Consider the following 13,936-nt stretch of genomic DNA (forward strand, 5'->3'; position numbering starts at 1 on the left):
GATTCTCCACCACAACCGGAGCGCTTCACCGGAGTTCGGCCGGGAACTGGTGGTCACGCTGGACAGCGCGCCCACGATGTTCAGCATGATCCGGGTCATTCGTTCCGCTCCGGCGGAGTACCCCACCACTCCGGAGAACCCGGCGGCGGCTCAACCCCAGCGGCTGGTCAACCGGCGGGTGCGGCACGGACCCGGCCATCGGTCGGCCTTGTCGCGGCGCAAACCAGACGCGGACCTCGTAGCTGAACAGGTTGACGAGCCCGCCGCATCGGACGCAAGGTCCTGATCCGCACCGACGCCGCCGGCTGCACCCACGAGTTCGTGAGTGGCTGCACGCAAGGAAGTCGGGCTACTCGCTCAGTGGGCGAGTCGGGACGCCTTCTCCATCAGGTACCGCTGCTCGGGGATGCTCGTCGTGCGCGCGGCGGCGGCCCGGTAGTGCGTCACGGCGCGCGGCACGTCACCGGCCAGCTCGTGCAGGTGGCCGCGCACGGCGTCGAGCCGGTAGTGGCCGGGCAGCCGCTCGTCCAAGGCGTCGATCAGCTTCAGACCCTCGGCGGGTCCGTGCACCATGGCCACCGCGATCGCCCGGTTGAGCGACACCATCGGGTTGCCGGTCATCTGCTCCAGCAGCCCGTACATGCCCAGGATCTGCGGCCAGTCGGTGTCCTCGGCCCGCAGCGCGTCGTCGTGGAGGGCCGCGATCGCCGCCTGCAACTGGTACTCGCCGATGGCGCCGCGCTCCACCGCCGCCATGATCAGCTCGACGCCCTCCACGATCAGCGCCTTGTCCCACAACGACCGGTCCTGCTCGGCCAACGGGATGAGCGAGCCGTTCGGGCCGGTGCGGGCGGGCCGGCGCGCGTCGGTGAGCAGCATCAACGCCAGCAGGCCCGCCACCTCGGCGTCGGACGGCAGCCGGGCGTGCACGGCCCTGGTCAGCCGGATCGCCTCGCCGGACAGTTCGGTGCGGTGCAGCGAGCCGCCGACGCTGCTGGTGTAGCCCTCGTTGAAGATCAGGTACAGCACGTGCAGCACGGTCCGCAGCCGGGCCGCGAACTCCTCCGGTCCGGGCATGGCGAAGTCCGCGCCGCGCAGCTTCTGCTTGGCCCGGCTGATCCGCTGCGCCATGGTCGCCTCGGGCACCAGGAACGCGTTCGCGATCTCCGCCGTGGTCAGGCCGCCCACCGCGCGCAGGGTCAGCGCGATCGCGGACGCGGGCGTCAAGTCCGGGTGGCAGCACAGGAACAGCACCACGAGCGTGTCGTCACGGTCCGCCGCGTCACCGGGCGGCGGTGCGCGGAACACCTCGTCCTCACGCCGGCGGCGGGCGGCCTCACTGCGGATCAGGTCGATCATCCTCCGCACGGCGGCCTGCACCAGCCAGCCGCGCGGGTTGTCCGGCAGACCGTCCACGGGCCACTGTCGGGCCGCCGCCAGCAGCGCCTCCTGCACGGCGTCCTCGGCCAGCGCGAAATCGCCGTACCGACGTGCGACCACGCCGAGGACCTGCGGCGCGCACTCGCGCAGCAGGTCCTCGACGGCGTGGCTCACAGAACCTACGAGGCCGGCACTCACACGTCCGACGCGGCGGGCGCCGACATCAGCTCCCGCACCTCGACCGGAATCCCCATCGGCACGCCCTTCGGACCGGGCGCGGCCGAGGCCTTCGCCGCGATCTCCAGCGCGCGCTCCAGCGTGGTGTCGACCATCCAGTAGCCCGCCAGCAGCTCCTTGGACTCCGGGAACGGGCCGTCGGTGACGACGGGCGCGCCTTCGCCGGTGAACGTGACGGTCTTGGCCAGTTCCGGACCGGCCAGGCCCTGCGCGTCGACCAACTCGCCGTTCTCGGTCAGCTCCTTGCCGAGGTCCTGCTGGAACTGGATGTGTGCGGCGATGTCCTGGTGGTCCCACTGATCGATCGGGATGTCGCAGTTGGCGGCGGGACCGTAGTTCGTCAGGAGCAGGAACTTGGCCATGGCGGCCTCCTAGGTGTCGTCCGCGCCCATCTTGGCGCTTTCACCCCCTGGTCGGAGCCGTTCAGGCCTTCTCGACCCCACCGAGTGTGACCCGCGTCACATCATAGGTAGGCCCTCGCGGTTGCGCCCGGGTTGGTGGGCACAACCGCGAGGGCCGGGTCAGGACAGCGTGCAGATCGGGACGGGCACCCAGCCGGCCGCGTCACCCGTACCGGTGAACCCGACCTTGGTGGACGCCGCCGGCTGGATGGCGCCGTTCCAGGACGTGTTGGACACCGTCACCGACGTGCCGCTCTGGGTGAAGGTGCCGTTCCAGCCCTGGGTGATGGCCATCCCGGCGCGGAGGCTGAACGCGACGCTCCAGCCCCTGGTCGCCGTGCCGCCGGTGTTCCGGATGGTGATCTCCACCTGGAACCCGCCGGGCCACTGGTTGACGATCTCGATCACGACGTCGCACGACCCACTCGGAGGAGTGGTCGTGGTGGTTGTCGTAGTAGTCGTGGTTGAGGTGGTGGTCGTGGTGGACGTGGTGGACGTGGGTGTGGTGCTGTTGAGCGCGGACACCACGGCCGGGAACCACTTGTCCGCGATCTTGCGATCACCGGACGCGTTCGGGTGCACACCGTCGTAGGTGTCGCTCCCGGTGGCGAACCCGGCCCACTGGTCCACCACGGTGATCGGCGACTGCGCGGTGGACTTGCCCGCCGCCCAGGCCGGGATCGCCGCGTTCAGGTCGACCACCCGTTGGGGGCACTCGGCGCAGGCGCTCGCCGCCATGGGGATGATCTTGGCGACGATCACCTTCATGTTCGCGTTGTTGGCGCGCATCTGGTCGACCAACTTGCCGTACGCGGCCAGGATGGTCGCGGTCGGCCGGCCGTTCCACACGTCGTTGGTGCCGAAGTGCATGAGCACGACGTTCGGGTTGGTCGCGCTCAACCACCCGACGAGCTGGTTCTGGTCGGCCACGTTGGTGACCAGCGCGCCGCCGTGGCCCTCGTTCTCGCCGTCGTAGGCGAAGCCGCAGCCGTCACCGGCACGGGTGCCCACGAAGTCGATGTTCGTCTGCCCGGCGGCGCGCAGGTCGCGGTCCAGCAGGGCCCGCCAGCAGCCCGGCGAGCCGGTGATCGAGTCGCCCAGCGCCATGATCCGGGTCGGTGCGGCGGCCTCGACCGCCTGGCCCGGTGCGGCCACCAGGAGGCCGACGAGCGTGACCAGTGCGGCTAAGAGTGCTGCTACAGCGGTTTTTCTCGACATCACCGACCCCCTAGACCGTGGTGCAGCCGGCGCCGTTGAGGGTGAAGGCCGTGGGCACCGAGTTGGTGCCGTTCCACGACCCGATGAAGCCGAAGCTGACCGAGCCGCTCACCGGGATGCTGCCGGTGTAGGACACGTTGGTCGCGCTCAGCGTCGTGCCCGACTGAGTGGTGGTGGCGCCCCAGGACTGGCTGACGGTCTGGCCGTTGGCCCAGGTCCAGCGCAGCGTCCAGCCGTTGACCGCGGCGGTGCCGGTGTTGGCGATCTTGACGTCGCCCTGGAAGCCGCCCTGCCACTGGCCGGTGACCTTGTAGGTGATCGCGCAGCCCGCGGGGCCGCCGCCACCGGACTGGGTGGTGACGTTGACCGTGCCGGAGCGGGTGGAGCGGTTGCCCGCGGCGTCACGGGCGTAGACGGCGAAGGTGTATGTGGTGTTGGCCGACAGGCCGGTGATGTTCGCGGTGGTCGTGGCGGAGCTGCCGGCCGCGGTCTCCGTGGTGCCGTTGACCCGCACGACGTCGTAGCCGGTGACGCCGACGTTGTCGGTGGACGCGGCCCAGGACAGGGTGGCGCCGGTGGACGTGACGCCGGACGCGGACGGGGTGCCGGGGGCGGACGGCGGCGTGGTGTCGGTCGGGTTGCCGCCACCGCCGTAGACGCTGGCCTCACGGGAGGTCGCCTTGATGCCGTTCGCGCCGTTGAACGCGCGTTGGCCCCAGGAGGAGAGGTTGGCCGCGTTGAATCCCACCGCCAGGTCCAAGTACTCCACACCGCCGCCGTTGCCGCTCCACGACCAGGCGAGGTAGCCTAGGCCGAGCTGCTGCGTGGTGGCGAAGATGGTGTCCTCGTCGGGGTTGCCGTCGGAGTGGTCGTGACCGAACTCGCCGACCACGATCGGCAGCTTCGCGGTGACGAACCGGTTCAGGTAATCGTTGATCTCCGCCGCCGTGTCGAACACGCCGTACATGTGGATGGAGAACACGGTGTTGCGCTGCGGGTCGGCGGCGAACACCGAGGCCGCGTTGTCGCGCATGGTGAAGGCCCAGTCCTGGCCCCAGTTCGGCGCGTCCACCATGATGGTGTGCTGGAAGCCCGCCGAGCGCAGGCGGGTGATGGCGTCCTTGGTCGCCTGGGTCCACCCGGCGTAGCCGGTGTTGCCCCAGGGCTCGTTGCCGATGTTGAGGATGACGTACTTCTCCTGGCCGGCCATGGCGCTCTGGATGCCGACCCAGTAGTCCACCGCGCGGTCCAGGCTGACGGCCCCGCTCTGCTCCTGGTAGCCGGTGGTGTCGTGCACCTCCAGCACGCAGATGAGCTTGTTGGCCTTGCACTGGTTGATGACGTTGGTGACGTCGGCGGCGTCGTTGCGCGTCCACCGGTCGCCGCTGGACAGCACCACGCGGACCGTGTTGGCGCCCAAGGCTTTGATGTCCTTGAGCGACTGCGTGGTGCGGTCGACGTACCAGGTGTGCGCGTGGTTGACGCCACGCATCACGAAGTCGTTGCCGTTGGCGTCCAGAAGTCGGCCGTTGTTGACGGTGAACCCGGCCGCGGCGTGTGCCGGCACGACGGTCAGCAGTGACAGGACCAAGGCGGCGATGGCGGCGCCCACCAAGGCGAATCGCTTGCGCATGGATGTACCTCGCGTAGTTGTCGACGTTGACGTAGCGAGCGCAGGGCAGCGCACCTGCCACAGGCAGGCAATCCACACCCAAACACTTAACCGCTTAAGTGTCAACAGCACACCCCAGACGTAACGCGCGTGTCCAACGTTCCGAACAGCCGTGTCCAACGTTCAGAACAGGCGAGTTGAACACTCAGAACACGCGACCTGGGCTTTGCGAGGGATCAAGGCGAAGCACCTGGAGGTTGGACACGCGCGTTCCGAACGTTGGACACGCGCGTTCTGAAGGTTGGACACGCGCGTTCCCAGCGTTGGACACGCGGGTTAGGTGGGGGCTTGGCCGGTGGTGGAGCGGGGGACCAGTTCGGGGTCGGAGGTTTTCAGCTGTTCGGCGGGGGCGCCGCCGATGACGTCCAGGAGGAGGTGGACGGCGGCGGCGCCGCGTTCGGCGATGGGTCTGCGGACGGCGGAGAGGGCGGGGCGGACCAGGCGGCAGAGGGCGGAGTCGTCCCAGGCGACCAGGGAGAGGTCGTCGGGGACGGTCAGGCCCAACTCGTGGGCTACGCCCAGGGCGGATACGGCCATCACGTCGTTGTCGAAGACCAAGGCCGTGGGTGGGGTGCCGCTGGTCAGGACTCGGCGGGTGACCCGCGCGGCGGCCTCGTCGGAGTAGTCGGCGTGCACGACGCGGGCCTCGGTCAGGTTGAGGCGGGCGGCGGACGTGGTGAACGCGCGCGACCTGGTCTGGGTGTGCACGAACTTGGTGGGGCCCGCGACCCGCACGATGCGCTGGTGGCCCAGGGCCACCAGGTACTCCAGCACCTCTTCGACGGCCGTCTCGTCGTCGGTCCACACGCACGGCAGGTCCGGCACGACCGGCTCCCCCAACACCACCGCCGGCAGCCGCAGTTCCCGCACCAACTCCACCCGCGGGTCGTTCTGGATCAGGTCGACCAGCAGCACGCCGTCCACCCGCCGCTCGCCCCACCACCGCCGGTACGCCGCCAACTCCGCCGCCGAGTTGTCCGTCACCTGGAACAGCAGCGACATCGGCCCGCCCGCCAGAGCGCCCTGTATCCCGGAGATCAGCTGCATGAAGTACGGCTCCACGCCGATCACCCTGGCCGGCCGGTCCACCACCAACCCGATCGCGTTCGCGCGGCCGTCGCTCAAGGACCGGGCGGCGCTGCTGGGCACCCAGCCGAGGCGGTCGGCGATGTCCATGATCCGGCGACGGGTCGGTTCCGAGACGCCCGGCCGGTTGTTGAGCGCGTACGACACCGCGCCGGTGGACACGCCCGCGGCCTTGGCGATGTCCGAGATGGTCGGACGCTTGACAACCACCCGCGCCTCCTCGGTCGATGATCATCAAGTCTAGACCGCTGTTCCGGCGATTCGGCCCGGTAGGGTGGTTAAGCGCTTAACGGATTACCGGAAAGGGGACCCCCGTGCCCTGGTTCGACCTCTCCGAGCGGGAGCTGGCGCTGTACCGGACCGCCACCGCCGAGCCGGAAAACCTGGATCTCTGGTGGAAGTCGCGGCTGGAGGAGTCCCGCGCCGCCGCGCTGCCGCCGGTGCTGACGCCGTACGGGGCCGACGCCTACGGGCCGCTGGCGGTCTGGGACGTCGAGTTCTCCGGTTACGGCGGCGACCGGGTGCGCGGGTGGTACATCCGCCCGGCCGGTTCCGGTGTGGAGTCGCTGCCGACCGTCGTCTGCTACATCGGCTACGGCGGCGGGCGCGGCCTCCCGTCGGAGCACGCGCTGCTGCCGGCCGCCGGGTTCGCGGTGTTCGTGATGGACACCCGCGGCCAGGGCGGGCGCTGGACCGTCGGCGCCACCCCGGACTCCGGCTTCACCGGTCCGGAGTACCCCGGTGTGATGACGCGGGGCATCGCCACCCCCGAGACGTACTACGTGACGCGGCTGATGGTGGACGCCGCCCTCGCCGTCGAGGTGGCCGCCTCACTCGACGGGGTGGACGAGACCAGGCTCGCGGTGTCCGGCGGCAGCCAGGGCGGCGGGCTGGCGTTGGCCGCCGCCGCGTTGAACGGCGAAGCCGTGAAGGTCTGCCACGCGGACGTGCCGTTCCTGTGCGACTTCCAGCGGGCCATCACGATGACCGGCGCGGAGCCGTACGCGGAGATCTCCCAGTTCCTGGCCCAGCACGTCGACCTGATCCCGGCCGCCCTCGACACCCTGCGGTACGTCGACGGCGCGTTGCTGGCCAAGCGGATCACCGCGACCTCGCTGCTGAGCGTGGGCCTGATGGACGAGGTGTGCCCGCCGTCCACGGTGTACGCGGCGTACAACGAGATCACCGCGCCGAAGGAGATCGCGGTGTTCCCGTTCAGCGGTCACGCCGTGCCGAGGGTGCACGACGAGCGCAAGCTCCGGCACCTGCGCGCGAACCTGTAACGCGCGAACCTGCAAGCGAAAGAAACGGCGGGGCGTGAGGGGACCACCGCCATAGTCCCCTCACGCCCCAGCCCGGTCAGTGGACTCGGCGGCTCTCCGGAGGCCCGCTAGCTCGACCTCAGGTCTCCTCGGTCCACGACCAGCTAGTTGGTGCTCACCGGGGTCACCAGCACGCGGTCGTGACCGACCACGCGCGGCTCACCGGTGAGCCGGACGGACCGCTCCCAGCGGATGTCCGCGCTCGAACAGCCGACCTGCAGCAGGAGCTCGCCGGGCTCCACCACGCGCCGGCCGTCGCGACCGGTGAACGAGGTGCGGTCGGCGTGCAGCCGGAACCCCACCTCGGTGGCTTCGCCCGGCTCCAGGTCGACCCGCGCGAAGCCGACGAGCTGGCGCACCGGCCGCGTGACGCTCGCGACCGGGTCGTGCAGGTACAACTGGACGACCTCCGCGCCGGGCCGGTCGCCGGTGTTGCGCACCAGGCACGACACCTCGACCTCGCCGTCGGACGGGAACTCCTCGCCCGCGGTGAAGTCGGACAGCTCGAACGTGGTGTACGACAGGCCGTGCCCGAACGGGTAGGCGGGCGACGGGTCCACCGAGCTGGCCCCGCCGGGACCGCCGAGCCGCGGGTGCAGGTAGGTGGTGGGCTGGCCGCCGGAGCCGCGCGGCACCTGCACGGGCAGCTTGCCGGACGGGTTGACGCGCCCGCTGAGCACGCCCGCGACCGCGCCCGCGCCTTCCTCACCGGGGAAGAACGCCTGCACGACGGCCGCCGGCTGATAGGACCCCAGCGCGTACGGGCGGCCGGTCAGCAGGACCAGCACCACCGGCACGTCCAGCGCCAGCAACGCGTCCAGCAGTTCGCCTTGCACACCGGGCAGGGACAGGTCCTCGGCGTCGCAGCCCTCACCGGACGTGCCGCGGCCGAACAACCCGGCCCGGTCGCCGAGCACGGCGAGCACCACGTCGGCCTCCCGCGCCACGGCCACGGCGTCCGCGATGCCCGACCGGTCCTCGCCGTCGACCTCGCAGCCCTTGGCGGTGGAGACGGCCGCGTCCGGGAACTCCGTCCGCACGGCCTGCAACAGCGTGTCCATCTCCACGCCCAGCGCCACCTCGGGGTGCTGCACGCCCACGTGGTTCGGGAACGCGTAGCAACCCATCAACGCCAGCAGGTCGTCCGCGCACGGCCCGACCACGGCCAGCTTCACGGTGTCACCCTTCGCCGGATCGAGCGGCAGCACGCCGGAGGCGTTGTCCAGCAGCACCACGGAACGCTCGGCCATCGTGCGGGCCAGGTCGCGCAGCGCGGGCGGGTCCAGGTCGACCGGCTCGCCGCGCAGCACCGCGGGCGACTCCGGCCGGTAGTCCTCGTCCAGCAGACCCAGCTCGCACTTCTGGGTGAGCACGCGGGTCACCGCGCGGTCCACCAGCGCCTCGTCCACCAGACCGGACCGCACCAGCTCCGTCAGCGGTTCCCCGTAGCAGCGCACGCTGGGCAGCTCCACGTCCACGCCGGCGGCCAGCGCCATCGCACCGGCCTCGCCCGGCGAGCCCGCGACGCCGTGCGCGGTCTCCAGGAACGACACCCCGAAGTAGTCCGCGACCACCACGCCGTCGAAGCCCCACTGGTCCCGCAGCAGATCGGTGAGCAGCGACGGGTCGGCGGCCGGCGGCACGCCGTCCACCTCGGCGTAGGAGTGCATGACCGACCGCGCACCGCCCAGCCGCAGCGCCATCTCGAACGGCGGCAGCACCACGTCGGCGAACTCGCGCGGGCCCATGTGCACCGGCGCGTGGTTGCGCCCGCCGGCCGAGGCCGAGTAGCCCGCGAAGTGCTTGAGCGTGGCCACGATGCCGCTGGACTCCAGGCCCTTGGTGTAGGCGGCACCGAGGAGACCGACGAGGTACGGGTCCTCGCCGATGGTCTCCTCGGTGCGTCCCCACCTCGGGTCGCGCGTCACGTCCAACACCGGCGCCAACCCCTGGTGGACGCCGACGTCGCGCATCACCAGGCCCACTTCGCGCGCCATCCGTTCGACCGACTCGGGGTCGAAGGACGCGCCCCACGCCAGCGGGACGGGGAACACGGTGGCCTGCCAGGCGGTGAACCCGGCCAGGCACTCCTCGTGCGCCATGGCAGGGATGCCGAACCGGGTGTTGGCCACCAGCTTGCGCTGCGTCTCGGCCAGCACCTTCGCGCCGACCAGCGGGTCGACCGGCCCGGTGCCGAACACGCGGGTCAGCTGGCCCAGGCCCGGCTTGGTCAGCTCGTCCCACGGCGGCAGCGGCTCGGCGAACTCGTGCTGCGCGGGCGCGACCTCTTCCCCGTCGGAGATACCAACCCACACGCCGACCAGCTGGGCCAGCTTCTCCTCCAGGGTCAGCTCGGCCAGCAGCGCGGCGACCCGCTCACCGGTCGGCCTTCCGGGATCGGCCCAGGTGTTCAGCACGGCGGCTCCTTCGTTGACGATCGGACGACGAGTTCGGTGGCCAGTTCCACCCGCTCGGTCTCCACGGGGCGACCCGCGATCAGGTCGGCGAGCATCCGGCCCGCGTGGCGGCCCATCTCGGTGAGCGGCTGGCGCACGGTGGTGAGGGCGGGCGAGGACCACACCGCGACCGGCAGGTCGTCGAACCCGACCACGCTCAGGTCGTGCGGCACGGACAACCCGACGACGCGGGCCGCCTCGATCACGCCTAGAGCCTGCTCGTCGTTGCCCGCGAAGATCGCCGTCGGCCGGTCCGGCAGCGCCAGCAGCTCGGCCGCGCGGCGGAACCCGCCCTCGTGCTTGAAGTCGCCGTGCTTGACCAGCTCGGCGTTGAACCCGATGCCCGCCCGGTCCAGCGCGGCGCGGTAGCCGTCCACCCGCGCGCGGCTGCACAGCATCCCGGCCGGTCCGCCGATGACGCCGACCCTGCGGTGACCCAGGCGCAGGAGGTGTTCGGTGGCGGCCAGGCCGCCGGCCCAGTTGGTCGCGCCGACGCTGGGCACGTTGGGCTGGGGCAGGTCGACCGGGTCGATGACCACGACCGGGATGCGGGAGTTGGCCAGCACCCGGCGGTCGGCGGCGGTGAGCTGGGAGGTGACCAGCAGCGCGCCCGCGCGCCGGGCCTCGACCAGCGACGCCGCCCACGACGTGTGCTGACGGGGTTTGTCGGTGGACGACACCACGACGTGCAGTCCGGTGTCCACGACACCGCGGATGATCTCCACTGCCCAGGGGCTGTCCAAGGCGGTGAACACGAGGTCCACCAGCAGGTGGCCGGAGGCCCGACGGGACCCCACCGGCACGTAGTCGTACTCGGCGAGCAACTGCCGCACCCGGGCCCTGGTCTCCGCGCCGACGTCGTCCTTACCGTTGAGGACTTTGGACACCGTCGGGAGGGACACCCCCGCAGCTGCGGCAATCGTGGCCAACGTGGCTCGACGCATGCGCCGATAGTATCGAAACTCGATCGAAACACAAGAGTGACCGTTTGACGTGCACAAATGTCACCTAGGCGCGCCAAATGGTGATGCTTGACACCGATTGGACACGGGCCTAGGGTCTGCGCAAGTCGTGGATGTTTCGAAATGTTTCGATGCCACGAACATTCCGCAGCGTGGCAGAAGGGTGGCGGTCGAATGTCCCGCCGTTCATGGGTGCGTCCCCTCCTCGCGATGGGGCTCGTCGCCGTGACAGCAGTGGTGTCCGCGTGTGGTACGTCCGGTCCGGGCGAGACCAGCGCCGGCTCCCTGAAGATCTGGGCCCTTGAGGACCCGGTGCTCAACAAGATCGAGCAGAAGTCGATCGACTCGTTCAAGGCGAACGGCGGCAACGCCTCGCTGGAGACGTTCGGCAACGATCCGTACAAGCAACGGCTGCGGGTGGCCATGGGCTCGCCCCAAGCCCCCGACCTGTTCTTCAACTGGGGTGGTGGCAACCTCAAAGAGTACGTCGACGCCGGCAAGGTCGCCGACCTGACCTCCGTGCTGGAGGAGAACAAGGCCGCCAAGGACGCGTTCATCCCCAGCGTGCTGGACGGCGCGAAGCTCGACGGCAAGTACTACGGGGTACCGATGCGCGGCATGCAGCCGGTGCTGCTGTTCTTCAACAAGCAGGTCTTCAAGGACGCCGGTGTGGAGCCGCCGACCACGTGGGACCAGCTGCTCACGCTCGTGGACACCTTCAAGGCCAAGAACATCACCCCGATCGCCCTGGCCGGCACCCAGGCCTGGACCGAGCTGATGTGGGCCGAGTACGTGCTCGACCGCTTCGCGGGCCACGAGGTGTTCAAGAACATCCGGGACAACGGCCCCGCGGGCTGGAAGGACCCGGCCGTGGTCGCGGCCATGTCCAAGCTCAAGGAGCTCATCGACCGGGGCGGTTTCGGTCAGAGCTTCGCCTCCGTCGGTTACGACGCAGGTGGTGCGTCCACGCTCCTCGCCCAGGGCAAGGCCGCCATGCACCTCATGGGCACCTGGGAGTACACCAACCAGCTCGACCAGAGCCCGGACTTCGTCAAGCAGGGCAACCTGGGCTGGGTTGCGTTCCCGTCGATCCCCGGCGGCAAGGGCGACCCGTCGAACCTGGTCGGCAACGTGAGCAACTTCTACTCCGCCACCGCGGACTCGAAGAACCTGGACGCGGCGAAGAAGTTCGTCACGACCACGCTGCACGAGGACTCCTACATCGACGCGCTGATCGAGGCCGGTGACGTGCCGCCGGTCGTGGGCGCCGAGGAGAAGCTGAAGAAGTCCCCGAACCCCGAGTACGCTTCGTTCATCTACGAACTGGTGCTCGACACGAAGAACTTCCAGCTGTCCTGGGACCAGGACCTGCCGGCCGACGACGCCACCTTCATGCTGACCCAGCTCCAGGAGTTCTTCCTGGGCAAGGTCTCGCCGCAGCAGTTCGTCGACGCGGTGGCCGCACGCTGATGTCGTCCCAACGACCCTCGGCCTGGTACGCCGTCCCGGCGTTCGCGTTCTTCGCCCTGTTCGCGGCGTTGCCCATGCTGCTGGTGATCTACCTGAGCTTCACCGCTTGGGACAGTCTGGGCACGCCGCGGCTCAACGGGGGCGAGAACTGGGCCCGGTTACTCGACGACGCCGAGGCGCGCGCCTCGGTGTGGCGGACCCTGTTGCTGATGGTCATGTCGTGGCTCGTCCAGACCCCGATCGCGTTGCTGGTCGGGGTCTGGGCGGCAGGCAAGCAGCGGTCCCGGGCGGTGCTCAGCTCGATCTTCTTCCTCCCGCTGCTGCTGTCCACGACCGCCATCGCGTTGTTGTGGAACGCGCTGATGGAGCCGAACTTCGGCGCGTTCGTCGGCGGCCCGCTGTTCCTGGGCGACCCCGACATCGCGCTCTACACGGTGGTGCTCGTCATCTCCTGGCAGTTCATCCCGTTCCACACCCTGCTCTACCAGGGCGCGGCACGGGCGGTGCCGCCCTCGCTGTACGAGGCGGCGACCATCGACGGCGCCTCGCGGGTGAGCAAGTTCCGGCACATCACGCTGCCGCAGCTGCGGTACACCATCGTCACGTCGTCGGTGCTGATGCTGGTCGGCTCGCTGACCACGTTCGACACCGTGCTGATCCTGACCCAGGGCGGACCGGGCACCGCGACCCGCATCCTGCCGCTGCACATGTACATCACCGGCTTCAAGGGATTCGAGATGGGCTACGCGAGCGCGATCGCGGTCGTGCTGGTCGTGCTCGGCACCGCGCTGTCCCTCGCGGTCATGCGCTGGAGCGGTTTCCGCTCGATGAGCAGCCAGCAGGAGGGGTCGTGAAGTCTCGTCCCAACTGGCCCGCCGGGCTGTTCGCCCTGGTGTGGCTGGCGATCGTGGTCGGACCGCTGCTCTACCTGGTCACGGTGTCGCTGCGCTCCCGTGCCGAGTACCTCGGCAAGAGCGCGTGGGAGATACCGGACGCGTTGACGCTGGACAACTACGTCACCGTGCTGACCGGCAACTTCGGCCAGTACCTGCTGAACAACGTGATCGTGACCGTGGCGACGGTGGCGATCGTGGTGCTGGTGACCGTGCCCGCCGCCTACGCGGTGGTGCGCAACACCAGCCCGTTCGTGCAGCGCGGGTTCACCCTGCTCCTGATGGGGCTGGCGATCCCCGCACAGGCCACGATCATCCCCGTCTACCTGATGATCACGCGGATGCGGCTGTACGACACGCTGACCGCGGTCATCCTGCCGACGGCGGCGTTCGCGCTACCGGTGGCGATGCTGGTGCTGGTCAACAGCCTGCGCGACGTGCCGCGCGAGCTGTACGAGGCGCAGGCCATCGACGGCGCGGGCCCCCTGCGGGTGCTGGTGTCGTTGGTCCTGCCGCTGGCGCGGCCCGCGATCATGACCGTCGTCGTCTACACGGCGCTCAACGCGTGGAACGGGTTCCTCTTCCCGTTGGTGCTCACCCAGTCGGAATCGTCGCGGGTGCTCACCCTCGGGTTGTGGGACTACCAGGGGCAGTTCGGCACGAACGTGCCGGCGCTGCTGGCCGCGGTGACGCTGTCCGTGCTGCCGATCTTCGCGGTGTACCTGATCGGGCGACGGTTCCTGCTCAGCGGTCTGACGGCCGGTTTCGGCAAGTAGGTTTCGGCGCGCAACACCGAGTTCAAGACCTGGCTCGGGCCCGACTCTCCCACGGGCCCGAGC

Annotated in this window: 11 protein-coding genes; 4 read left to right on the forward strand and 7 right to left on the reverse strand. The window is 69.9% G+C overall.

Features of this window, described 5'->3' with window-relative positions; translation table 11 throughout:
- Positions 1-357 precede the first annotated feature (357 nt).
- The 5 genes from ALI22I_RS45150 to ALI22I_RS45170 all read right to left on the reverse strand — a co-directional run bounded on the left by ALI22I_RS45150 (position 358) and on the right by ALI22I_RS45170 (position 6,204).
- Positions 358-1,554 (reverse strand): RNA polymerase sigma factor, encoded by a 1,197-nt coding sequence (locus ALI22I_RS45150; protein WP_077011682.1) that lies wholly within the window; start codon positions 1,552-1,554, stop codon positions 358-360.
- Positions 1,555-1,574: 20 nt separating this feature from the next.
- Complete coding sequence (locus ALI22I_RS45155; RefSeq protein ID WP_077011683.1) at positions 1,575-1,979, reverse strand: YciI family protein; 405 nt, start codon at positions 1,977-1,979, stop codon at positions 1,575-1,577.
- A gap of 159 nt (positions 1,980-2,138) precedes the next feature.
- Positions 2,139-3,236 carry a cellulose binding domain-containing protein gene (locus ALI22I_RS45160; protein WP_077011684.1) on the reverse strand — a complete coding sequence of 366 codons (1,098 nt, stop codon included), beginning with the start codon at positions 3,234-3,236 and terminating at the stop codon, positions 2,139-2,141.
- Between the two features lie 10 nt (positions 3,237-3,246).
- Entirely contained in the window at positions 3,247-4,869 is a 1,623-nt protein-coding gene (locus ALI22I_RS45165; protein WP_077011685.1) for a cellulase family glycosylhydrolase, read from the reverse strand.
- A 315-nt stretch (positions 4,870-5,184) separates the two neighbouring features.
- Positions 5,185-6,204, reverse strand: a complete 1,020-nt coding sequence (locus ALI22I_RS45170; RefSeq protein WP_077011686.1) for a LacI family DNA-binding transcriptional regulator — start codon at positions 6,202-6,204, stop codon at positions 5,185-5,187.
- 104 nt (positions 6,205-6,308) lie between these two features.
- Here ALI22I_RS45170 and ALI22I_RS45175 point away from each other — a divergent pair, with 104 nt between their 5' ends.
- The gene (locus ALI22I_RS45175) at positions 6,309-7,277 is read left to right on the forward strand and encodes an acetylxylan esterase (protein ID WP_077011687.1); all 969 of its coding nucleotides are present in this window, start codon (positions 6,309-6,311) and stop codon (positions 7,275-7,277) included.
- A 143-nt stretch (positions 7,278-7,420) separates the two neighbouring features.
- On the opposite strand, the gene ALI22I_RS45180 is transcribed toward ALI22I_RS45175, so the two are convergent.
- On the reverse strand, positions 7,421-9,733 hold the full coding sequence (locus tag ALI22I_RS45180; protein WP_077011688.1) for a glycoside hydrolase family 3 N-terminal domain-containing protein: 2,313 nt from the start codon (positions 9,731-9,733) through the stop codon (positions 7,421-7,423).
- Entirely contained in the window at positions 9,727-10,716 is a 990-nt protein-coding gene (locus ALI22I_RS45185) for a LacI family DNA-binding transcriptional regulator (protein ID WP_077011689.1), read from the reverse strand. The genes ALI22I_RS45180 and ALI22I_RS45185 overlap by 7 nt, the downstream gene beginning before the upstream one ends.
- 228 nt (positions 10,717-10,944) lie before the next feature.
- Between ALI22I_RS45185 and ALI22I_RS45190 the strand changes: the two genes are divergently transcribed.
- The 3 genes from ALI22I_RS45190 to ALI22I_RS45200 are packed head-to-tail and all read left to right on the forward strand — an operon-like array spanning position 10,945 to position 13,873.
- Positions 10,945-12,204: an extracellular solute-binding protein gene (locus ALI22I_RS45190; RefSeq protein ID WP_083752483.1), complete on the forward strand. Its 1,260-nt coding sequence runs from the start codon at positions 10,945-10,947 to the stop codon at positions 12,202-12,204.
- Positions 12,204-13,058: a carbohydrate ABC transporter permease gene (locus ALI22I_RS45195; RefSeq protein WP_077011691.1), complete on the forward strand. Its 855-nt coding sequence runs from the start codon at positions 12,204-12,206 to the stop codon at positions 13,056-13,058. Before ALI22I_RS45190 ends, ALI22I_RS45195 begins: the two co-directional genes overlap by 1 nt.
- Positions 13,055-13,873: a carbohydrate ABC transporter permease gene (locus ALI22I_RS45200; RefSeq protein WP_077011692.1), complete on the forward strand. Its 819-nt coding sequence runs from the start codon at positions 13,055-13,057 to the stop codon at positions 13,871-13,873. Before ALI22I_RS45195 ends, ALI22I_RS45200 begins: the two co-directional genes overlap by 4 nt.
- Positions 13,874-13,936: the final 63 nt, after the last annotated feature.

Source organism: Saccharothrix sp. ALI-22-I (assembly GCF_001984175.1).
Lineage (GTDB): Bacteria > Actinomycetota > Actinomycetes > Mycobacteriales > Pseudonocardiaceae > Actinosynnema.